Source organism: Shinella daejeonensis (assembly GCF_024281235.1).
Taxonomy (GTDB): Bacteria; Pseudomonadota; Alphaproteobacteria; order Rhizobiales; family Rhizobiaceae; genus Shinella; species Shinella daejeonensis.
The window spans coordinates 12,480-33,947 of record NZ_JAHWXY010000007.1 but is presented as its reverse complement, the minus strand read 5'-3'; the positions used below and the strand labels follow the sequence as shown (position 1 = coordinate 33,947).

The window sequence follows — 21,468 nt, the reverse complement described above, 5'->3', positions numbered from 1 at the left end:
GCCCCCCTTTCATCAGCCTTGGTGGCCGGTCGATCCGGCCGCCGGGCCTCCTGACGACGAAGCAAAGACGAGAGGCGGCTTTGCCGCCTCTCGTCGCAGGCTCAGTCGGTATCCGGTCCCCAGAGCGGATTGCTCACCGGGTCCTCGATGTGGCCCCAGTCCGGTTCCAACCCGGCGATCACTGCCTTGACCTTGTGCCCACCGATGTCCGTGCGCCCCTGCGCGACGAGGATGCTCACCGCTGTCGGATCGGCCTCGATGGCCCGGATCGCGTCCTCCATGTCATCGTGGGGGCCGAGGTTTTCGATGGGAATCACATCGCCGTCCTCATCGTAGCCGCCGTGCAGATACATCGGCGCATCTGCCAGCCGCTCCGCCGCCAGCTCGGCCTCACGGATGAGGCGGAAGGCATGCTTGCGCTCGCGCCAGTAAGCTGCGCTGCCACCGTCGATGCTGATGATCTTGTGATTATTCATGTCATGTCTCCTTTCGCTCTCTGACGGAAGGAGCCTGCACTGTAGCCGCGAGGGGTCAGGGATCGCGAAGCGACCGCCAGCGGCGGCGAGCGAGGGAGCCGATTTTCTGACGACGCCCTTGGGCGGCGGCTGAAAATTGGGGGGACCGCGATGTCCTTGACGCCGGAGTGGCTGGTGCATGATCCGAAGTCAGAGAGAGAAGAGCCCGCGGCCCCGACCAGGGGCCGCGACAATATTCGGCGCAACGCCAAAGGGGTGGTTTGGAGGGGAAGCCCCTCCATGGTGGGGGAGTTTGAGGGGGCGGGGCTCTGCCCTGCCCCTTCATGGGGAGAGTTTGAGAGGGGCGGCTTGCCCCCCTTTCATCAGACATGCCGAGCGGTCGATCCGTTCGACATGTCTTCATGGACCGGGAAAGATGGCGGGCGCATTTCGGTGCGAACATGGGGAAAACCCGGCGGCTTGCGCCGCCGGGCTCCGGGCTTCCGCTCAGAATGGGATGTCATCGTCGTCGATGAACTTGCCGTCATCGTTCTCGGTCTGCTTCGCCCGGCTCAGGAAATCGACCGTCTCGGCGATGATCTCGCAGCCATAGCGGTCATTGCCCTGCTGATCCTGCCACTTCGTATAGTGGATGCGGCCCCGAACCAGAACCTTCATGCCTTCCTTGCAATGCTCCTGGACCGACTTGCCAAGGCCGTTGAAGCACTTGATGCGGTGCCATTCCGTGTCCTGGACCCGATAGCCGTTCTCGTCGCGGAGGACGCGGCCTTCCGAGTAGCGGGGGCGCGAGGTGGCCATGCGGAAGGTGGTGATGCGGGTGTCGTTCCGCGTGGTGTTGGTTTCGGGGTCGGCGCCAAGGTTGCCGGCGAGGATGACGATGTTCTGCATGGGTTATCTCCGTTGCTCCTCGGAGGGACCATCCCTCCGACGAGACCCGGCCAAGGCCGTCGGGAGACTCCCGCAACTGCCGACCTTTCGGCAGCTTGCCCCTAAGGCCCGGAGTGGGGCGGGCAGCCGCGCTTGCGCGGCAACACGGTCCGGAGCCGCGGGGGTTGCTGGTGGAAACCGAACGGACTTAGGGGATCAGTCAGTCGGAGGGATGGTGCTTTCGAGAGCGGATCGGAGATGCACCGCATGTTCCATCGTCATCACCGGTAGCAGCGGCCCGGCAGGCCCCGGAACCCCGGATCACCCGGCACAGCACCGCCCACCCCTTTCCCGGCCACCTTCGCGCTTCCCGCAGGAAGGCTACGTCGTTCGGGATGAGAACGAGGCAGCTATCGGATTCGTGGGCTCGGCAGGGCATCGCCCCCGTTTCGACAGCCGCAGGCCCGGTCCGTCAGCATTGCGAAAAGGGCATGAAGGTGTTCGTGGCTGCATCCCCGGCACGGAGTGGCGAGGCGGCAGGGATTGACCGCCATGGCAGCGGAACTCATGCCGACGACAGATTTCCACGCCGGACAAAGCAGACCGAGAGCGATTGGGCAAGGGCATCGCTGGCGTGATGGCCCGATACCTGTGCGGAAGGCCCGGACCCCGGCGGCGCGGGCCGCCGGGTTTTCGCCTTGGAAGCGGGAGAACGGCCCGCCGGTTCAGCGCGAGAATACGGACTCGCCGAGGGCGTTCAGATTGACGATGGCCGAGACGCCAATGACAAGGCCGCCGATACCGCCGAGCAGATTGAGGGCGAGGCTGGAGTCGATGGCGTTCTTCGTGATGCCATAGACCAGGGCATATCCCGCGATGACGGCGGGCACCGCGAAGAGCGCGAGCGCGATGAAGCGCAGAATCGGGTTCCTGGCGAAGCCGAGAACCGCGATCACCAGCGCGATCGACAGCAGGGCCGCACCCGCGGCACTGAGGCCGGACATTAGAACGCCAGCTCCCGCGCCCCACGCAAACTGAGCGGCAGTAATGGCTGCCATGACCGGCAAGGCATAGATCGCAAGATTCCAGGCGATTACGCAGGCCGTGATGGTCAAGGAGATGGCGAGCAGGATCAACGTCATGGAAACCTCCAGCAGAACGGTTGAGGATCACGACAGGCTGCCGGGAGATACGCTCCGCCTGCGACTATGCTGCTTCGCCGGTTCTTCAAGAATGTTCCATCAAATGCCCGGCGTCGTTTTCTGTCAAGATTCGGCGGCTGAAAGCCGCCGAACGGCGGCGCTTACGCGCCGCCGTCGAACTTCATGACCGGGATGCCGAGCTTGCGGGCCTTGTCGGCGAGGTTCTCCTGGATCCCGGTGCCGGGGAAGACGAGGACGCCGACCGGCAGCACGTCCAGCATGGCATCGTTGCGCTTGAAGGGCGCGGCCTTGCCGTGCTTCGTCCAGTCGGGCCGGAAGGCGACTTGGCGCACCTTGCGGTGATCGGCCCAGCGGGAGGCGATCAGTTCCGCCCCCTTTGGCGAGCCGCCGTGCAGCAGCACCATCTCCGGGTGCTTGGCATGGACCTGATCGAGCTTCGCCCAGATCAGGTGATGGTCGTTGAAGTCGGCGCCGCCGGTCACGGCCACCTTCGGGCCGGCGGGCAGCATCACCTCGGTCTCGGCCCGGCGCTTCGCGGCAAGGAAGTCGCGGCTGTCGATCATCGCGGCGGTCAGGTTGCGATGGTTGACCATTGAGCCGGAACGCGGCCGCCAGGCGCTGCCGGTGTGGTGCTCGAAAGCCTCGGCTGAAAGGTCGCGGAAGAGTTCCATGCTGTTGCGCCGTTCGATCAGGGTCTGCCCCTCGGCCGTGAGGCGTTCGAGTTCGACCGACTTCACCTCGCTGCCGTCCTGTTCCCGCTGCATCCGGCGCTGCGCCTGCTCGTTGTCGTCGAGATCGCGCTCCACCCGGCTGGTGGCGCGGTGGAAAAGATTGACGGCCCCCCAGAGCAGTTCTTCGAGGTCGGGCTCTAAGCGGGTGTCGCCGAGCGTCGAGACAAGGGCGTCGAAGATGTCTGTGACGGCGACAGCGACGGTATTGCCCTCGGGCAGCGGCCGAGGATCGGGTTCGTCCTGGAAGGGACGCCAGCCGTAGAGCTGGAGTTCGGTGAGGGCGTGATCGGTCTGGGAGGAGGTGTGGACCGGCTCGTCGCCTGCGGAATAGGTTTCGTTCGTCATCGGGAGCGTCCTTCGTCTGGAGACCGCGCCCATCGCGGCCTTCGCAGGCGTCGAAGCGCACGGGCGGGACGGGTTGGCAGCCCTCGCCCGCTCCGCGAGGGCCTTGATGGCCGGGGTGGACTATTTTGACTTTCGCGATGCAAAGGCGGGGCTCGTCCCCGCCGGCGGAAAATAGTCCAAACCCGGCCATTGCCTGCCCGTCCCGTTTGTGCGCCGATCGCCCTCTCAGAAGGCCCTGGGCGCGGGACTCTCCGACGAAGGATGCTCCTGGCGATGACCTGAGACCGAAACCGGCAGGGGGCGAAGCTGGGCCGCACCTCCGGGACCGATCACGCCCTCACCCTTCCATGAAACGGCGCACGTCTTCGGGATGAAGCTGATCCTTCAGGGCCGCCCTGAAGGCATCGGCGCCGTGGCGTCGCAGATCGTCGTTGAAATCGCCGTTGAGCGGCGTGAGCGACATCGCCTCGATCCCGAGGCTCGCCGCTCTGGCAACCAGGCCGTCTCTTGCACCGTCCCCGGCCGGGTCGCGATCCCTGACGACATAGAGCCGGCGCAGGCTCAGTGGGAACAGGATGGCGGCGAGGTGAGCGGCCGAAAGCGCCGCCAGCATCGGCATGCGGGGCAGAACCTGACGGGGCGACAGCACGGTCTCGATGCCTTCGCCGGCGGCGAGCACCTCATCGGCGGTGCCGAAGCGGACCCCGTGCCCGAGAAGGTCGCCCATTGCCCGCCGTGGGGTTTCGACAGGTGCCTTGCCGGACCCGTCCGGGGCGAGCCAGGTGCGATGCGCGCCGGTCTGCTGGCCGTGGAGATCGGTGACGGCGGCAACGAGCGCCGGCCTGATCTCGGTGGGCGAATGCTCGTCGGGCCGATAGTAGCACCGGGGATGGTAGCGCAGCGCGGCGGTGCCCGAGAGGGAGGTAAGCGCCCGCCCGTTGAGGTAGATTTCCGCAAGCGTGCCGTTGATCGGCTGCGCCATGGCGAAGAGGCGGCGCGACGCTTCAGGTGAACCGGGTGCCGGGCTGGACCTGGTGCCGGTCGGCATCCTGGTCTTTTCCGGCTCGGGATGCGTGAGGGCGAGGAAACGGCGCGCTTCCTCGGCCACGTCCCTGAAGTCGACCAGACCGAGCGCCTCGCGGATGACGTCGAGCAGATCGCCATGCTCCCCGGTCGATGCGTCGGTCCATTTCCCTGCCGCGCCCTTGCCCGAGGCAGGGCCGGTAAGACGGACGAACATGGACCGGCCGGGGTTGTTCTGCACATCGCCGACCAACCAGTATCGCCCAGCGCGATGGCCGGACGACAGGTAGTGGCGGCACACCGCCTCGGCCTCCCGACCGAGACGGATCGCCAGTTCGGAGGCGCCGTGACGCGGCATCAGGCTGCCTCCCGCTCACCGATGCGCTCGACCGGCCAGCGGTCGAAGAGCTTGCCGATGACAGTGGGTCCGCTGGCATCGACCGGCACGAACATGCGCAGCTTCCAGGAGATGATCTCGTGGAACAGGCCATAGGCCGTGAGCCGCTGGCGCATGGTGTCGGTGAAGCCGGAAAGCTCGATGCGATTCACCCCCATGACGCGGACCCGGCGAAGCTGGAGGCCCTCGGCGAGATCGAGGATCGTGCGGCCTTCCATCAGCGCCGCGAAGGCGTCATCCGGGGTAACCGACGTGATGCCGGTCGTGGTCGCGTTGGCGGCCCAGGCCGGCGAAACCTTGCGGCCGATGATGCGTTCGCCCGCATCGGTCTGGAGGCGATAGACGCGGGTGGACTCGTTCGGCAGCCGCTTCCAGATCGGCAGCAGGAGGCCCGTCACCATATGCAGGGTGCTGTCTGCGAACTCCGGCACCTCCGCAAGTTCCGCATTCCAGGCCGCAGCGAATGCGTCCCGGTCGGCCTTGACCCAATGGGTCTCGCCCATCATCCTGACCGGGACATTGTGGGCTTCCATCGGCCGGATCAGCCGGACGCGGCGCTCGATCTCGCCATCGTCCAGCATGACGCTGGTGGTGGGGATCTGCACCGCCGCGCGGCCCGAGCGCTCGTTGATCAGGAGATTCGCGCGCGGATCGTCGAGTTCCGCCAGGGCAGCATCGAGCATGACGGGCCGGTTGCGCTTGCGTTCGGTGATTGTCAGCAGGCTGGTCTCGGCCCCGGTGCGGGGATGGGTGTAGACTACCTGTCGGTCGGTGACAGTGAAGCTCTCGGCGCGCAGCGTCTCCAACCCGGCGTCATAGGTGCCGGACGCGATAGCGCCCTCGATGCGGGCGGTCAGAAGCTGCTCGAAAGCGCTGAAGAGCACGCCCTGAAGCTCGATGGTCAGCGCCAGCAGCCGGTTCAAGAAAGTCGTGATCGCGGGCAACTCGTCCTTGATGCCGTTCGCGTCCATCAGCTTCAGGCCAGTGGAGGATTCGAAGCGTTCGAGCGAACATCCCTCGACCTTGCCGCGCACCAGCAGGAGGTAGAGTTGGCGCAGCGCGTCGCGGGCGTAGGGACTTTCCAGATTGTCCTCGGGCCGGAACAGGCCCTGGCCGCCGGTCTGGCGCTGGCCGCGCGTGATCGCGCCCAAGGTGTCGAGGCGGCGGGCAATCGTGCTGAGGAAGCGCTTCTCGGCTTTCACATTGGTCGAGATCGGCCGGAACAGCGGCGGCTGCGCCTGATTGGTGCGATGCGTCCGGCCAAGACCCTGGATGGCCGCGTCCGCCTTCCAGCCGGCTTCGAGCAGGTAATGGACGCGCAGCCGGGTGTTCTTCGCCGACAGTTCGGCGTGATAGCTGCGCCCGGTGCCACCGGCGTCGCTGAACACCAGAACGCGCTTCTGATCGTCCATGAAGGCTTGCGTCTCGGCGAGGTTCGCCGAACCCGCGCGATTTTCCACGACGAGCCGGTCGATGGTGACGCTGCGTTTGCGGACGATACGGCGCGAACGACCCGTGACCTCGGCCACCGTGTCGGTCCCGAAATACTGGATGATCTGGTCGAGCGCGCCGGGAACCGGCGGCAGGCTGGCGAGGCTCGCGATCATCTCGTCGCGCCGGGCCACGGCCTCGCGGCTCTCGACCGGCTGGCCATCACGATAGACCGGGCGCGACGACAGGTTGCCCTCCGAATCCGTGAACGGCTCATAAAGCTGCACCGGGAAGGAATGAGCGAGGTAGTCCAGGACATACTCGCGCGGCGACAGGTCCATTTTCAGATCGCCCCATTCCTCGGTGGGGATCTCTGCCAGCCGTCGTTCCATCAGCGCCTCGCCGGTCGAGACGATCTGGATTACGGACGAATGACCCGCGTCAAGATCGCCGGTGACTGAGCGGATCAGCGTCGGGGTTTTCATCGACGTCAACAGGTGCCCGAAGAACCTCTGCTTGGCGCTCTCGAAGGCCGAGCGCGCGGCGGACTTGGCCTGCCGGTTCAGCGTGCCGGACCCGCCCTCGCCGCCGGTGATGTTGGCGGCCTGCATCGCCGCATCGAGATTGTTATGGATGATGGCGAAGGCATCGGCATAGCTGTCGTAGATGAGCACCTGCTCCGGGGTCAGCTCGTGGTCGAGCAACTCATATTCGACGCCTTTGAAGGAGAGCGAGCGGGCGGTGTAGAGGCCCAGCGCCCGCAGGTCGCGAGCCAGCACTTCCATCGCCGCAACGCCGCCGGCCTCAATCGCCTCGACGAACTCGGCACGGGTCGAGAACGGGAAATCCTCGCCGCCCCAGAGGCCGAGCCGCTGCGCATAGGCGAGATTGTGGACCGTGGTGGCGCCGGTGGCCGAGACATAGACGACGCGGGCCTGCGGCAGGGCGTGCTGGAGGCGCAGCCCGGCGCGACCCTGCTGGCTGGCGGCGACATCGCCGCGTTCTCCCTTGCCGCCAGCGGCGTTGGCCATGGCATGCGCCTCGTCGAAAATGATCACTCCATCGAAGTCGGTGCCCAACCATTCGACGATCTGTTTGACCCGCGAAACCCTTTCTCCGCGGTCGTCGGAGCGCAGTGTAGCGTAGGTTAGAAATAGGATGCCTTCGCCCAGGGTGATGGGCTTGCCTTGTGGGAATCGGCTGAGCGGCGTGACCAGCAGCCGCTCCATGCCGAGGGCCGACCAGTCGCGTTGCGCGTCCTCCAGCAGCTTGTCGGATTTCGAGATCCAGACCGCCTTGCGCCGTCCTTGAAGCCAGTTGTCGAGGATGATGGCGGCGGATTCCCGGCCCTTGCCGACACCGGTGCCGTCGCCGATCATGAAACCCTGCCGGAAGCGAATGGCGCCCTTGGCGTCCTCCGGCGCGGCGGCGAGATTGTCGAGCGTGTCGTCGACAGTCCAGGCCCCGGCGAGAAATCCGCCATGGGCCTCGCCGGCATAGATCACGGTCTCCAACTGCGCCTCGGACAGCTTGCCGAGAATGTCCTTCGGCAGCGTGGGGCGATAGCCGGGCTTCGGCGGCGCGATGCTCGCCATCGAGGCCGACTGCACGAGCTGGGTCGGATGCGCCTGCGCCCCGGCGATGCGGATCGTCTGGAGGCCGTAATCCTCATAGATCGCATCCGACAGGCGACCGTCCTCAGCCGGTTCCCAATCCACGGTCTCAAAGGCGAGCGGCACACCCTCCGGCTCGGCCAGCGGCGCGGCGGGCGCGGCACGGGCAGCGCGATTGACATAGCCGCGCACAGTGCGCGGTGCGGTGGGTCGCGCGACCGACACCGTCAGGCCGGGATCGACCGGCAGCCGGGCCGGGAGCTGCTCGGCCAGCCAGCCGATCAGCGTCGCCACGTCCGGCGCGACACCGGACGCGACAGGGAACACCGCCGCGTCTTCGGCGGGCAGCTTGTCGATGACGGTCAGCCGCGTGTCGATGGTGGTGCCATGCTTGGCATAGACCGAACCATCGACGGCGGCGGAGAAGACCACGCGGCCGCGTTCCTGCAGGCGGGTCCAGGAAGCGGTCCATGCGGGGTTGTCGGGGGCGAAGCTCGCCCCGGTGATGGTCACGAGCCGCCCGCCAGGCGCAAGGCGCGCCAGCGCCGAGGCGACATGGCGGAAGGCGGCGTCACGCATGCGGCCCTCGACATTGGCCATGACCGAGAAAGGCGGGTTCATCAGTACCACGGTCGGGACAAGGCCGGGATCGAGATGATCGTCGATCTGGGCGGCATCGAACCGGGTGACGGAAAGGGCCGGAAAGAGGGAAGACAAGAGACCGGCGCGGGCCTCGGCCAGTTCGTTGAGCAGCAGCGTGCCGCCCGCGATCTCGGCCAGAATGGCGAGAAGCCCGGTCCCGGCCGAGGGCTCCAGAACCCGGTCGGCAGGCGTGATCGCCGCCGCCGTGACCGCCGCGAAGCCGAGCGGGAACGGGGTGCTGAACTGCTGGAAGGTCTGGGCTTCCTCCGACCGGCGCGTATGCGTCGGCAGAAGCCCGGCAATCTTGCCGAGCTGCGGCAAGATCGTCGCAGGGGTACCGGCTTTGCGGAAAAGCGCATTGCCGTATTTGCGCAGGAAGAGAACGGTCGCCGCCTCGCAGGCATCATAGGCGGTCTTCCAGTTCCATGCGCCGGTGGCATCGGACGCACCGAAGGCGGCTTCCATGGCGCCGCGCAGGGTTGCGGCATCGACACGCTGGCCGCGTTCGAGATGCGGCAGGAGAAGCCTAGCAGCGGTGAAGACGCAGGCTGCGGTCTCGGCGTCGTGGTCGCGCGGAAGCGGCGCCGTGGCGGATGCCGCCGCGGATGCGGAAATCATGTTCATCGGGGATTCCTCGGGAGAGCAGGACAGGATCGAGCCGCGCAGCGCTCTCTCTCTCGACCGCACCGGCTCAAATCCCTTCCGGCCGCTCTCTCCCTCTCAATCCGTGGCGAGAGCAGGCATGAAACAAGCGCCCGGCCGTCAGGCGGGGCGCTTGTCAGGATCAGCCAAAGCGGCGTCCGGCTCCGGTGAAGGTATATTCATTGGCGACGATGGCCTCGTCGATCACCTCATCCGAGGTCAGGTAGTCGTATTCGCGCTCCAACTGGCGGTAGAGCCAGCGGGTGAGATCACGCAGCGCCTCTATGACGATCTCCTCGGCATCGGCGGTCATGTCCTGATATGTCAGACTGTCGCGGGTGACGGAGATCGACATGCAATATTCGTGGTAGTAGTGGCCGCGATGCGTTGCCTCGGCTCGAAGTTGGCAGAAGTTGCGCCGCTGGACTGCCTGAAGGGCGTCGGCGATGCCGTGCAGGGTCGTATCCAGCGGTGCATAGGACCGGATTTCGGAGGGGGAGTGCTTCCGGTAGGAATAGTAGCCCTCGAAGCAGGCCCCATCGCCTTGCGACCAGAAGCCTGAGAAGAAGATGCACGGCTGCTGCCGCGATCCGCCGCCATACAGGCCCACGGTGCGGGTCTTGAAGCGGATGCCGAGGATTTCCGCGATCCGCTGGAAATCCTCATAGACCGCATCATACCAGTCGTAGTCGAACCCGCCATCGCGATACCAGGCGCGGGCCTTGTCCTTTGCCGTGTCGGAAAGCTCGTCGAGCCGATAGACCGTGGTTTCGATGATCTCAGGCATAGGGATCACCTCCGTCCAGGACGATCTCCAGCCAACTGCCACTATAGATCCAGTCCACGGTCTCGCCGGTGGCGAGATCAAGGGCGTGCGCGCCGCCGCCGAAGGCGTTCACTCGCGCCTGCGAACAGGTGGTCGCATACTGAAAGCCCCAGAGTCCGGTCAGCCCGAACGCGGCGGCGCAGCGCTTGACGAACTGGATGACATGCTCTGGATCGCCGGTTTCGTCATCGCGCATCCAGAGCTGCGTGCCGCCATGTTCAGGCTGGATCGAGAGCAGGAAGCCCTCGGACGGAGGGTCTTCGGCGGCGTTTTGCTCGGACAGCGCGTTGTAGAGTTCGAGCGCGCGGGCCGCGTTCTCGGGCGTGCCCACATCGAGCAGGCAGGAGAAATGGGTGAAATAGTTGGCCATGTCAGGCTCCTGAAACGACAAAGCCCGGCGCGAGGCCGGGCGAGGATGGGTGGAAACTGGTTGGTGTGATCAGGCGGCTTGCGGCAGCCGCAGAAGTTCGGCGGCGGTCTCGCGCCAGAAAGGATCGACCAGCCGGGCCTCGAGCAGGCTGGCGCGGTAGCGGAGATCGCGGGCAGATGCCGCGTCGCCGCACCCGGATGCCGTGAAGGCCATGCCGCGCAGACGGCTGGCCTCGGTGACGACACGGCGGGCCTCGGCGTCGGAAGCGACGGGTTGCTGCCAGAGGACGATCCCGGCCCGGACCTCTCCGGCGAGAACCAGGCCCTTGTCGCTATCCTGAATGATCATGATGCGCGGGCGGAAGCGCAGCGTATCGTCCGAGCCGATGCGGACGTCGTCGCGTGCGATACGCCGGCTGGCGAAGATCATGGCGTCTTCGGGGGATGGGCACTCGCCGATGACGACCGAGCGGTCGAAACCGTCGGCATCACCGAGACCATCGTAACGCGCGGTGCCGATGCAGGAGATGCGCAGGGGCAGCCTCTGGGCGCGGTGCAGCCGGGGCAGCACCTGCCGCGCGAGGATTTCGCTGATAGGAGCGAACGCAGTTTGGCGGGATAGGGTCATGGGGAATACTCCGCGACGGGCGGCGGAAGCCTCTCTCCCGCCTGCAACCCGTCACGGCCAACCGGCCCGCACTCTCACTCTTCCTTCGCGATTGAGGATTGTTCCGGTCTGCGCCGGAATGATCCGACGCTCAGCACCAGGGCTCGCGCCGTCCAGCCCAGGTTCTCGCCAGCCCTTCACCGACGAGAATATCGCCGACGTCGTGGCCTTCGACGCGGATCGCCGCCAGGGTTCGGCCGTAGCGGTCCGTGCCCTGACGCAGGATTTCAACGCGCCGCCCATGCAGGAGATCGGCGAGCCTGGTCTTCGCTTGCAACGCGAGATCGGATTCATAGGTGCAACGGCCCTCGATCTCGGGGGCATCGATGTTGAAGATCCGAACCGCTTCCGCTTGCCGCGTTGTGCCCAGGCGGATGGAGTCTCCGTCCCAGACCCGGATTGCGGCCGGTTCGCAGGATGCCGTGCAGAGCAGAACGGAAACGACGATATGGCCGAGCATGACGAATGGCTTTCATCTTAAAGGAGCGAAATCGGCGTGATCGCCGCCGGTTCTTTCCGATGCGAGCCGGGATCGCAATGCCACCCGGCACGCAAGCGGCAATCGGCGGCGTTTGACGGGAAGAGGCCCGGCTGCGCTTGGGCATCGGGCCGTCGGGGCGAGGCGCTTTCGCGCCTCAGCTCCATGGATCGAGTTCCAGCTCCACCATGTCCTCGTCGCCGTCGAACTCGGCGGCGGGGCAAGCGCCGTGGGTTCCGTCCCCGGCCTGAAACACGACGATCTCGACCATCAGGGTGGTGGCGAGGCTGGCGGCGAAGGCGGTGGCATCTGCATAGGACATGGGTTCCGGCTCCTGTCTTTGGAGGCGAGGGACCATCCCCCGCGCGACAGGTGCCCGAAGTGTCCGGCCGGATCTGCAATCACCCTCGCGCGTTCGGGCCACTCCGTTTTAGAGGGGGCCGAATCCGCGAGGGCGGCACGCTTGCGTAAGCCGACCCCTCGTGGGTTGATTGACGAAGAGACGGACGGACCAAGGTTTGCGAATGGAAGCGGGGGTGGTGCTTCGCATCTGACAGGATGCCGGATACCCGTCGCGGATGCCTCGCCGCGCAAGCCTCGTTGCCGGGCCGATTTCCAGGACGTGATTCAGTCCGGGGATTGAACCCGTCCCTCCGCAACAACAAGCGGACGGCATTATGGTGAAGCTGGACCTCGATCCATCGCTGCGTGCAGCAATACCCGACAGTCCGATGCCAGGCGCTGCTTTCAGGGCCGGTCAGTCCCAGAGCCCTTCAGCGATTTCGCGGGCGATCATGGCGCGGGCCTTCAGCATCACATCGTCGCCGGAAGTGTCGATATGCCCGTAGAACCGCGCGCGGGCGCCATCCGTCGTCCAGTCGCGATAGCGGCAATATTCGCACGCATCTAACCGGAAGACGCGCATATCCTCGGCCCAATGCGGCTTCGGCTCGACAACGACGGTGACACCATCACACGTCTCCTCCCACGGAAGCGACCGTTCCGAGGGAGGATTGTTGCGGTCGTCGGCAAAGATTTCATCGACTGTCATCATGCCGACCTTTCTGTGCCGGGGATCGAACCGAGATCCGCGGGACCGGTCGGGCGGTGATCGCCGGCTTCGACCTCGCACTGCATCGTCGAAAAGAACTCGTCGCGCTCCAGCATCCGCTCGAAATATGCCTCGCCGATTGCATCATCGGGCGGGGGACCGTCCTCGAAGGCATCGCTCCACCATTCCTTGGCCAAGCCTGTGCGCCAGCACGTGGCCTGGGCCTCATCGGTGAACACACGAACATCCGTGCCATGACGGTGCTCATAAATGGCAACATAAACCCTTTGCGGGGCTGGTCGGATGACTTTGGGTTCGGTTGGCATGGTCTTCTCCTGAAATGAAAATGGCCCGCAGTCCTTCGACGGCGGGCCAGGTGAATGAGAAAAGCGACAAGTCACGCGGCGGCGCGACCCTCGATGGCATCGGCGCCCACCTCGTCGGCGGTGATCTCCTCGAGACGCGCGCGGCTGTAGCCGTTCCTGGCCAGCCAGAGTTCGGCGGCGTCACGATTCTCGGCGAGATGCAGCAACTCGGTGTTCTCGCCGACATCCTGCAGGACGCGGACCTGACCAATCTTCGGGCGTTCGATCACCCGAAACCGCAGATCGCTGTCGATGCCGTAGCTGCGCATGACGGTGATCAGAATGATGCCACCTTCGCCGAAATCGCCCTCATGCAGGGTGAAGGATGGCGGGGTCGTGTAGGTCGGACGCTCGCGGCCCGGCGTCTTGCGGACAAGACGGCCGACACCATTGCGGGATTTCCACGCGGCCAGCTTCTTGGTGAAGCGCGCGGGCGGCTTCGGCTCGCCGTCGCTATAGGCGACAAGCGAGCCGAGCGGGGCAATGTCGAAGATGAGGGAAGCGGACATGAATCTGGTCTCCTGAAACGGAAACGGCCCGGCGAGATGCCGGGCCTTGAGGTGGAAGGGGATGGAAAGCGGGGCGACCGAGGCCGCCCCGGTGCGCGTCACTCGGCGGCGACAAGAGCGGCCGGATCGCCGGCCGTCTCGGGGGCGTCCTCGTCGTCATCAGCGGCGAGGAAGTCGGGCAGCGCCACGCCGTCCTCGTCCTGGTCGACTGCGCTGTCGACGATCTCTGCACCCATAGCAGGGCGCAGCGGTTCCGGCAGCCAGCCGGTGTCGGCCAGAAGCCGTTCGGCCTCCTTCGCCATGTCGCCCTTCTTCAGATGCGCGATGAGATCGGCAGCCCGATCACCGGCGCCCTCGCGCACCGCTTCGAGGATGCGGGTCTTGGTCACGCGGCCCAGATAGTTCTCGACCGTGGGCCTCCAGCCCGCTTCGACGAGATCGAGGCCGGTGGCCTGCGCCAGCCGTTCGGCCTCGGCCATGCGGCGGTCGAGACCGTGCTGCGAGATGCCATTGCCCGAATAGGGGTTCGGCCGCTCGTAGAGCGCGTTGACGCCGAAGCTGACGCAATGGGCGAGCAGCGCCAGGCGGCTGGCATCGTCGAGACCGTCGATCCAGCCCCAGAGCCGGTCGTCATCACCGGAGGGAATGTCGCCCCGCCAGGCGTCCGCGCGCTCGTCGATCATCTTCGCCGCGGCAGTGTCAGCGAGCCCCGTCGCATCCGCAGGAAGATAGTTATGACGAACGGCGGCATAGAGGCTCGTTCCCGAGGTGGCGGTGCGCTCGAAAGTATCGAGAACCAGCTTGTGCAGCAGGGCGGTCATGGCGATGTGCGGATTCTCGGCGAGCGCATTGCGCAGCGCCAGCGTGCGCCAGGCGGTCAGATCCGTCACCAGCCGCTCGGGCAGCGGCTTGACGGCATCTTCATCTTCCTCGTCGCCATCCGGGATCGGCTCGCCGCCGACGGTGATGACGGCGCGCTGCACGGCATCAGGATCGGACGGGTCCGCACCTTCGCCGGCATCCTCGCCGTCGACGGCCTCCGGCTGCTCGTCCTCGGGGCGGACATAACCGCTGCTGACGATCAGCCCACCCTCGCGGTCGAGGCTGACGAACACACCGGCGCGGGCGATGTCTTCCGGCGCGAAGGTGACAGGCCGGTTCTCGAAGGCTTCTAACTCGGCTTCGATCTCCCCGAGACGCTGATCGACCTCTTCAGGCAGATCCTCGGTTTCGGCATACTTCGCTTCGAGTTCGTCATACTCGTCGCGCAGCGCCTCGCGGGCGGCGCGTTCCTCGTCGGTCAGCTCCTGGGTCACGCCGACCAGCCTGCGCAGGCCGTTGGTGTGACCGTAGGGAAGCTCGACCGCCGAGTCGATCCACTTCCAGCCCTGACCGGCGATCTCGTCGGCGATGGTGCGCAGTTTCTCGTCGACCAGCCGGTCGAGAAGCGTGATGTCCTGCAACCAACCGCCGTTCTCCTCGGAGAAGAGATCGCGCAGCACCGGGCCGCCCGCCGCCTCATAGGCGTCAATGCCGACGAAGCGGGCGCGCTTGTCGGCGACCGGGACCGTGGTTTCGGTCAGCATACTGCGGATCTGCCAGGGCTCCTTCTGCCAGGAATTGCTGACGCGGTCCCAGACCTGCTGTTGACGCTCGTGATCGGGGTTGACGGTGAAGGCTTCCAGCATCGCCAACGTCATCTCGTTCTTCGCATAGGCGTCGAGCAGGGATGGCGCCACGGTCGCGAGGCGAAGACGCTGCATGATGTAGCGCGGCGTGGTCCGCCATGCATCGGCGATCTCCTCCTTCGACATGCCCATGTCGAACATCCGCTTGAACGCCTTGAACTGGTCGAGCGGGTGAAGGGCGAGGCGCAGCAGGTTCTCGGCCAGCGAGTCGTCGATGGCCGAGGTCTTGGCATCGGTCTTCTTGACGATGCAGGGGACGAGGCCATCCTCGGGGAAGCGTCCGGCCTCGATCAAACGGCTGATCACCCGGAATCGGCGGCCGCCGGCCGGGGTCTCGAAATCGCCGGTCTCGTTGCCGGCCTCGTCGAGGATGGCGCGGACATTGATGCCCTGGATCAAGTCCTCGCGGCGCTCGATGTCATGGGCGAGGTCGTCGAGACCAGCCTCGACGTCGATTTCGCGCACATTGTCGGCGGACAGCCTGATCCGGTTGAACGGAATGTCCCGCGCCCGCGAGAACTCGATCATCGGGAGGGCCGGTTTCTTTTTCTTGGCAGCTCTTGCCATCGTGGTATCTCCGTGACGGACGCCGAAAGCCTCTCTCTCGACCCTAAATCCGTCACGAAACCCCACCCCCTCTCTTCCTCTGAACCGCCGGCGGCAGGCGGGCGGAGACGATGTGCTGGACAACGACCGGCCGCGTATCGGCGGCCTGGGCGAGCCGCTCGATCAGCGCAAGCTCGGCCCTGGAGCAGTCGCCGCGCACCTCGATTTCCACCCAATGACCAGAACGTCCGACATGGGAATCGCGCAGGCGATGGTTGGACGAGGTGTAGAAACTTTCGTTCGGGTCGATCAGTCGGACGCGGGAGGTGAGGAAGATGATGCCGGAGCCGAGATTGCCGCAGAACAGCAGTTCAGCTGCCGGCGTGGTCTTCGGGCCGCCGCCGACCTGTTTGCGGCCGATCTGACGAAATGCTTCATCGAACGTGGCCGGATCGCGGGTCATGCGTGCCGACTGGGCTTGATGGAAGACCCACGGCGGCCGCCAGGGATCGAGCTTGCCGACGGCGATCTGGTGGAGGAAATCGGCGAAGCTCGCCGGATCGGCCGGATATGGGCACGTCCGCCAGATCTCGCGAACACGCGCGCGCAACGTGTCGGGAAGCGCGAAAAGCTTGGCGCGGCCCTTGCGCCACCAGGCAGCGCGCTGGCTGCGGCGTTTGTGTTCGGCCTCGCCCCACCAGACGGCGCGGCGGGCCATTTCCTCATCGACGCCATGTTGTGCGGTGGCGATCTGATCGGCAAAGAGAGGCAACGCCTCCCGTTCGAGGCGTTGCTTGCGGAGAAATGCCGCACGTTTGCGCGGCGTATCTCCATAGGGTTCAGGTCTGTGCCAGCGACGGAAGCGCATCACACGCCCTCCCACCGTGACTGCCGGGCCGTGCGGATGACCCGTTCGGCCCGGCGGATGCTGCCGGCCTCGCGCGCGGCTTCGGCCCAGACCGAAATCGGGAAATCGCCGGAGAAGAGGATGTCGCGCTCGATGCCGAGCCCGAACGGTAGACGCACCGAGGTTAGTTCCTCCAGCGAAAAATAGCCAAGTTCCGGTTCCCCGAGATCGGCCAGCCCGAACAGCGTGTCACCGTCCGCGGCCAATTCGGTCGCGAGCCAGAAGCCTTCGCCAAGCGGGTTGAAGAATTTCACCACCGGCACATGGTCGGTGTCGCGCTGGCGGCCATTGACCAGAAGCTGTGCGCGCAACTCGTCGGTCAGGAGGATCATGCCGCCCTCCTGTCGATTGTGTCGGCGCCGGCCCCCGAGGGTTCGGCCTCTGGCAGATGGGCCAAGAGCCAGTCGGCGGCCTTGCTCGCCTGCGAGGCGGCGCGCACGATCGCGCGGTTGTCCTCGTGCAGCACCTCCAGCCAGGAGCCGATGTAATCGGCATGGCGCACAGTCGGCACGATGCCGAGCGAGGCGCAGCAGAACGCGGCGCTTATTTCGGCGCGTTATCTGAACAGTCAAGCTGTCTCAGCGGACTTTCATCAGCCGAAACCAGCCGATCTGGCGGCGTTGCGCGGTTTTAGAACGGGTGAGACACTCGGGAGTATCTGGAGGGCTGCTCTTCGCATTGCGGTTCGTGGTTTTTACGACTGCTCAGCGAACCGAATGCGACTGGTGAAGGGATTTCTTTCGTGCAGACTGCTCCGCGGCCGTACCGGTCGACCACCTCACTTACGCTCAAAGCATCTCGCCGATATCTGACGCGCCGCTGGGATATGCGAACATGGTGGTCTTCAACTGCTCTGCCGTCAGCCCTTGCCTGATCGCCAGTGCAAAGATGTTGATCACTTCGTCAGCGTGCGGACCGACAAGATGGGCGCCGAGGATGCGGTCAGTGTCCGCGTCGACCAACGTTTTGAAGCCATACACCGTCTCGGCCTGCTGGCGTGCGGTGAACCAGCCGTCCACGCGCTCGGTCTTTACGCGAACGTTCAGGCCTTTCTCACGCGCCTTGGCTTCGCTCATGCCGACGGCTGCGATCGGCGGGATGGTGAAGGCGACACTCGGAACGCCTGTGTATTCAGGCCTGACCGTGTTGCCGTTGAGCAGGTTCGCCGAGACTACCTTCGCGTCATGGCTTGATACCGGAGTGAGCGGCGGTCCTAGGCCGGCGGCATCACCTGCTGCGTAGACCGCGGGGTTGGAGACGCTTTGCAAAAATCCGTTCAACGCCAGCCGCCCGTTATGGTGCTTTACGCTCCCGGCATCGAGATCGAGCGTCGCGAGCGCCGGCGCCCGACCCGCGGCATGGACGACCAGATCTGCGTCCATATCGAGTTCGCCGTCAGGACAGTCCGCCCGGACGCGATAGCCGTCTGATACCTTCTCAATGGCGGTCACCCCTGCCTGTGTGCGGACATTGATGCCGCGCTCGCTGAACTTGTCCATCAGCCAGCCGACGAGATCGGGGTCGAATTGCTTGAGCATTCGCTTCCCGTGCTGAAGAATTGTGACCTGTGCTCCGGCGCGCGCCGCGATGTGCGAAAACTCGGCCGCGATATAACCGCCGCCGACAAGGACGATGCGTTCAGGCAGGCTCTCCAGTTCCAGGAAGCCTTCATTGGTGATCAGGTGCTGCTCGCCCGGAATGCCGAGCGGCACGGCCTCGGCGCCGGCGGCGATCACGATACGGTCCGCCTCGATCCTCTCTCCTCCGAACTCGAGCGCATTCGGGCCGATAAAGCGAACGTGACCGTGGAAGGCGTGAATCCCTTTGTCGGCAAAGGCTTTCTCACGCTTCTGCGGTACCGGATCGGTGAAGCTGCGCTTGAAGGCCATCAGTCCCGTCCAATCGAGCGTCGCGTCCCCTTCGATTCCACGTCCGCTCATGCGCCAGGCGTGATCAGCCGCCTCGGCGCCGCCGACCATCATCTTCTTCGGATCGCAACCGCGCAAGGCGCAGGTGCCCCCGAAGGGCCGGAAGTCCGCGACGGCGACGCTCCAGCCAGCCGCACGAACCCTGTGTGCTGTTACGATCGCAGCCGTTCCCGTGCCGATGATCGCAAGGTCATATCTCTTCGCCACTAGATCTCCTCCAACATTGTCACGTTCGACATCCGAGCCTTCACGGCTCAGCCGGCGCAGCATGAGAGCTTCGCCACGTCCTTGTCGAAGGCAAGAGCCGCGAGCTTCAGGCCCTCAACGGTGGTGAGATACGGAAAGAGCGTATCCGCGAGGTCGTCGACGGTCAGGCCGTGCCGGATTGCCAGGGCCGCCGTCTGGATGCTGTCGGCTCCCTCCGGTGCGAGGATATGCGCCCCGAGCAGCCGGCCGCTGCCAGCGTCGGCGACGAGCTTGATGAGCCCGCGTGTGTCTCGGGCGGCAATCGCGCGCGGCACCTGGTCGAGACCGATCGTGGAGACACGGACGGCGTGGCCGGCGGTCCGCGCAGCCGCCTCTGTCAGCCCGACGCTCGCCACCTGCGGATCGGTGAAGACGATGGCCGGCATGGCACTGTTGTCGTAGCGCAGGCTGTCGCCGTTGAGGGCGTTCTTCGCCGCGAGCTTGGCACCGTAGGCGGCCATGTAGACGAACTGATCGTGACCGGTGACGTCGCCGGCAGCGTACACGCCCGATCTTGTCGTGCGCATGCGGTCATCGACGAAGATGCCGCCCTTCGGCGAGAGAGCGATCCCATGCTCGGCGAGCCCGAGACCTTCGATATTGGGCGCGCGGCCCGTCGCCACGAGCACCTGATCGGCGTCGATCGTGACGTCCTTGCCGTCGCGATGGACAGTGAGTGCAACACCGTCCGCGGTCTTGCGGATCGTCCGGTACGTGATGCCGGAAATCACCGCGATGCTCTCGTCCATGAAATACCCCGTCAGCGCCGTGCCGATCTCGGGTTCGGCCTCCGGAAGGAGACGCGAGCGGCACACCAGCGTCACCTCGACGCCGGCGCGGGCGAACATCTGGGCGAGTTCGGCCCCGATATAGCCGCCGCCGATCACGAGCAGAGATCGGGGCAGCGCCTCGAGATCAAGCGCCGTCGTGCTCGTCAGGTATGGCACGGTCTCGATGCCGGGGATGACAGGGACGGCCGGTCGCGCGCCGGTCGCGATGATGATCTTGCCGGCTGAGACAAACGTGCCGTCCACCTGGACGCCGCCGTCCACGATGCGCGCCGGCCCTTCGCGATAGGCGATGCCGTTGTAAGCCGGGAGCAGGTCGGCGTACTTGGCCTGACGTAGCTCCGAAACCAGCGCGTCCTTCTGACGGACGGTTCCGCCCCAGTCGGTCAGTTCGGCCTCGGCCGTGATGCCGGCGAAACGTGCCGCGGCTCGGGCATTGTGGAGCGTCTCGGCGGCGCGGATCAGCGTCTTCGACGGCACGCAACCGATATTGACGCAGGTGCCGCCGATGGTGCCGCTGCCGATGAGGGCCACCTGGGCGCCCTGATCGGCTGCCGTGATCGCGGCCGAGAAGCCGGCCGAGCCGGCGCCGATGATGGCAAGGTCGTAGGAACCATTGTTGCGGCCATTCGTGCCAAGGCGCCGATGCGTCACGGGCCTGTCCGGCGATGCCGTATCGCCCGACGATTGAGGCTCACCTTGTGTCTCGGCCGCGTTGTTGCCGTGGCCGGCGATTGTGCCGATTCCGGCAAGGCTGGGCCCGAAGATCGCCCGACCTGCTTCGAGAGCTTCCTCGATCGACAGCCGGAATCCCGGCTCGTCTGCAGGACGCTGCCGGCGCCACGCGGCGAGGTGATCGTCGGAACAGAAGAAGGATGTTGCAGTGCACAGCGAGTTCGCAGCGCATCCGCCTTCGTAATGGACGCTGAGCCATACGACGGCCGTCGTCGGCTCAACGTCGGCCAGAGCCCGGCCCCGTTCCTGCGTGGTGATCCGGACCGGCGCGCCGCAGTGGCGGCAGCGCGAGACGATCGAGATGTCTTGGTCGGTCATAGCGCCGATGCCGAGCGCGTCGACCGCGCACATCGCAGTAAGAGTGCGTCCGTCCAGTGTGACCCGGTGGCCGGTGTCGCGGTCGGTGAAGGGATACGCGCCGACAATCATGTCGCCATCGAGTACGACGAGGTCGCGACGGCGGAGCTCTTCGAGCAGCGCACGGACGGCTTCCTCGCTCAGCCCCGCACGCTTGGCAAGCGCGCTTGGGGTCGGGGCTCGCCCGTGTTCGGCGTAGAGCTGTAGCAACGCAACGCGCACGCGATCCGTGGCCGCCTCGTAGCCGCTCCAGCGGTTGAGCACATGGTCGGAGCCGACCATGGCCAGCAGGGCCTCCTTCACCACGGGTGACGAAACCACCGACCAGTCCGGAAACGTCACACCCGGCCGCACGGCCAAGCTCGGCACCGTTGCGGATGTAGAAACCGTCGCCTTGTCGCGGGACGCGGAGGATGTGCAGCAATCGTTCATGGCTTCAGGCCTTCATTCAGAATCTTCGTGTTGGAACAGACGACCTTTGCACGGCGATGATGGATGCCGCAGGCGACAAGCCCGAGGCCCGCGGCGATCAGGGAAAGCACGACCAGACCCGAACCCGTCAACCACGCGCCGAGGCCGGCCAGCGGCGGGGGCACGGCAAGGAGTGGCGCCGCGCAGCAGATCGCAACGACAATGGCGCCTGCGGCGCCGGTGCGGATCAGGGCGCGGTCATGCATG

Annotated in this window: 20 protein-coding genes and 1 pseudogene; all 21 read right to left on the bottom strand. The window is 65.8% G+C overall.

Annotated elements, in window-relative coordinates; all coding sequences use genetic code 11:
* Positions 1–101 precede the first annotated feature (101 nt).
* The 21 genes and pseudogenes from KYK29_RS16020 to KYK29_RS15920 all read right to left on the bottom strand — a co-directional run bounded on the left by KYK29_RS16020 (position 102) and on the right by KYK29_RS15920 (position 21,467).
* Complete coding sequence (locus KYK29_RS16020; protein ID WP_254691908.1) at positions 102–476, bottom strand: hypothetical protein; 375 nt, start codon at positions 474–476, stop codon at positions 102–104.
* Positions 477–962: 486 nt separating this feature from the next.
* On the bottom strand, positions 963–1,364 hold the full coding sequence (locus KYK29_RS16015) for a single-stranded DNA-binding protein (RefSeq protein ID WP_254691907.1): 402 nt from the start codon (positions 1,362–1,364) through the stop codon (positions 963–965).
* 704 nt (positions 1,365–2,068) lie between these two features.
* Positions 2,069–2,485: a hypothetical protein gene (locus KYK29_RS16010; RefSeq protein WP_254691906.1), complete on the bottom strand. Its 417-nt coding sequence runs from the start codon at positions 2,483–2,485 to the stop codon at positions 2,069–2,071.
* A 161-nt stretch (positions 2,486–2,646) separates the two neighbouring features.
* A complete protein-coding gene (locus tag KYK29_RS16005; RefSeq protein WP_254691905.1) occupies positions 2,647–3,582 on the bottom strand; it encodes a DUF2493 domain-containing protein in 936 nt (311 codons plus the stop codon).
* 337 nt (positions 3,583–3,919) lie between these two features.
* Positions 3,920–4,963: a DUF7146 domain-containing protein gene (locus KYK29_RS16000; protein ID WP_254691904.1), complete on the bottom strand. Its 1,044-nt coding sequence runs from the start codon at positions 4,961–4,963 to the stop codon at positions 3,920–3,922.
* On the bottom strand, positions 4,963–9,312 hold the full coding sequence (locus tag KYK29_RS15995; protein WP_254691903.1) for a strawberry notch family protein: 4,350 nt from the start codon (positions 9,310–9,312) through the stop codon (positions 4,963–4,965). The genes KYK29_RS16000 and KYK29_RS15995 overlap by 1 nt, the downstream gene beginning before the upstream one ends.
* Before the next feature lie 160 nt (positions 9,313–9,472).
* Complete coding sequence (locus tag KYK29_RS15990; protein ID WP_254691902.1) at positions 9,473–10,117, bottom strand: DUF8835 domain-containing pootine; 645 nt, start codon at positions 10,115–10,117, stop codon at positions 9,473–9,475.
* The gene (locus tag KYK29_RS15985) at positions 10,110–10,526 is read right to left on the bottom strand and encodes a hypothetical protein (RefSeq protein WP_254691901.1); all 417 of its coding nucleotides are present in this window, start codon (positions 10,524–10,526) and stop codon (positions 10,110–10,112) included. Before KYK29_RS15985 ends, KYK29_RS15990 begins: the two co-directional genes overlap by 8 nt.
* Before the next feature lie 69 nt (positions 10,527–10,595).
* On the bottom strand, positions 10,596–11,153 hold the full coding sequence (locus KYK29_RS15980; RefSeq protein ID WP_254691900.1) for a hypothetical protein: 558 nt from the start codon (positions 11,151–11,153) through the stop codon (positions 10,596–10,598).
* A gap of 130 nt (positions 11,154–11,283) precedes the next feature.
* Positions 11,284–11,652, bottom strand: coding sequence for a thermonuclease family protein (locus KYK29_RS15975; protein WP_254691899.1), 369 nt, complete (start codon positions 11,650–11,652; stop codon positions 11,284–11,286).
* Between the two features lie 175 nt (positions 11,653–11,827).
* Complete coding sequence (locus KYK29_RS15970) at positions 11,828–11,992, bottom strand: hypothetical protein (RefSeq protein ID WP_254691898.1); 165 nt, start codon at positions 11,990–11,992, stop codon at positions 11,828–11,830.
* A gap of 435 nt (positions 11,993–12,427) precedes the next feature.
* Complete coding sequence (locus tag KYK29_RS15965) at positions 12,428–12,724, bottom strand: hypothetical protein (RefSeq protein WP_254691897.1); 297 nt, start codon at positions 12,722–12,724, stop codon at positions 12,428–12,430.
* The gene (locus KYK29_RS15960) at positions 12,721–13,047 is read right to left on the bottom strand and encodes a hypothetical protein (RefSeq protein WP_254691896.1); all 327 of its coding nucleotides are present in this window, start codon (positions 13,045–13,047) and stop codon (positions 12,721–12,723) included. The genes KYK29_RS15965 and KYK29_RS15960 overlap by 4 nt, the downstream gene beginning before the upstream one ends.
* 71 nt (positions 13,048–13,118) lie before the next feature.
* The gene (locus KYK29_RS15955) at positions 13,119–13,595 is read right to left on the bottom strand and encodes a UCP036055 family protein (RefSeq protein ID WP_254691895.1); all 477 of its coding nucleotides are present in this window, start codon (positions 13,593–13,595) and stop codon (positions 13,119–13,121) included.
* 98 nt (positions 13,596–13,693) lie between these two features.
* Positions 13,694–15,850: a ParB/RepB/Spo0J family partition protein gene (locus KYK29_RS15950; RefSeq protein WP_254691894.1), complete on the bottom strand. Its 2,157-nt coding sequence runs from the start codon at positions 15,848–15,850 to the stop codon at positions 13,694–13,696.
* A 52-nt stretch (positions 15,851–15,902) separates the two neighbouring features.
* Positions 15,903–16,697, bottom strand: a complete 795-nt coding sequence (locus KYK29_RS15945) for a hypothetical protein (RefSeq protein ID WP_254691893.1) — start codon at positions 16,695–16,697, stop codon at positions 15,903–15,905.
* Positions 16,697–17,068 carry a DUF2958 domain-containing protein gene (locus tag KYK29_RS15940; protein WP_254691892.1) on the bottom strand — a complete coding sequence of 124 codons (372 nt, stop codon included), beginning with the start codon at positions 17,066–17,068 and terminating at the stop codon, positions 16,697–16,699. The genes KYK29_RS15945 and KYK29_RS15940 overlap by 1 nt, the downstream gene beginning before the upstream one ends.
* Positions 17,065–17,289, bottom strand: a pseudogene (locus KYK29_RS15935) (zincin-like metallopeptidase domain-containing protein); the annotation flags it as partial. The gene KYK29_RS15940 and the pseudogene KYK29_RS15935, both read right to left, overlap by 4 nt.
* Positions 17,290–17,524: 235 nt before the next feature.
* A complete protein-coding gene (locus tag KYK29_RS15930) occupies positions 17,525–18,934 on the bottom strand; it encodes a dihydrolipoyl dehydrogenase family protein (protein ID WP_246670937.1) in 1,410 nt (469 codons plus the stop codon).
* Positions 18,919–21,222 carry a bifunctional organomercurial lyase/mercury(II) reductase MerBA gene (merBA, locus tag KYK29_RS15925; RefSeq protein ID WP_012112815.1) on the bottom strand — a complete coding sequence of 768 codons (2,304 nt, stop codon included), beginning with the start codon at positions 21,220–21,222 and terminating at the stop codon, positions 18,919–18,921. The genes KYK29_RS15930 and merBA overlap by 16 nt, the downstream gene beginning before the upstream one ends.
* Positions 21,219–21,467, bottom strand: a complete 249-nt coding sequence (locus KYK29_RS15920) for a hypothetical protein (protein WP_036742955.1) — start codon at positions 21,465–21,467, stop codon at positions 21,219–21,221. Before KYK29_RS15920 ends, merBA begins: the two co-directional genes overlap by 4 nt.
* Position 21,468: the final 1 nt, after the last annotated feature.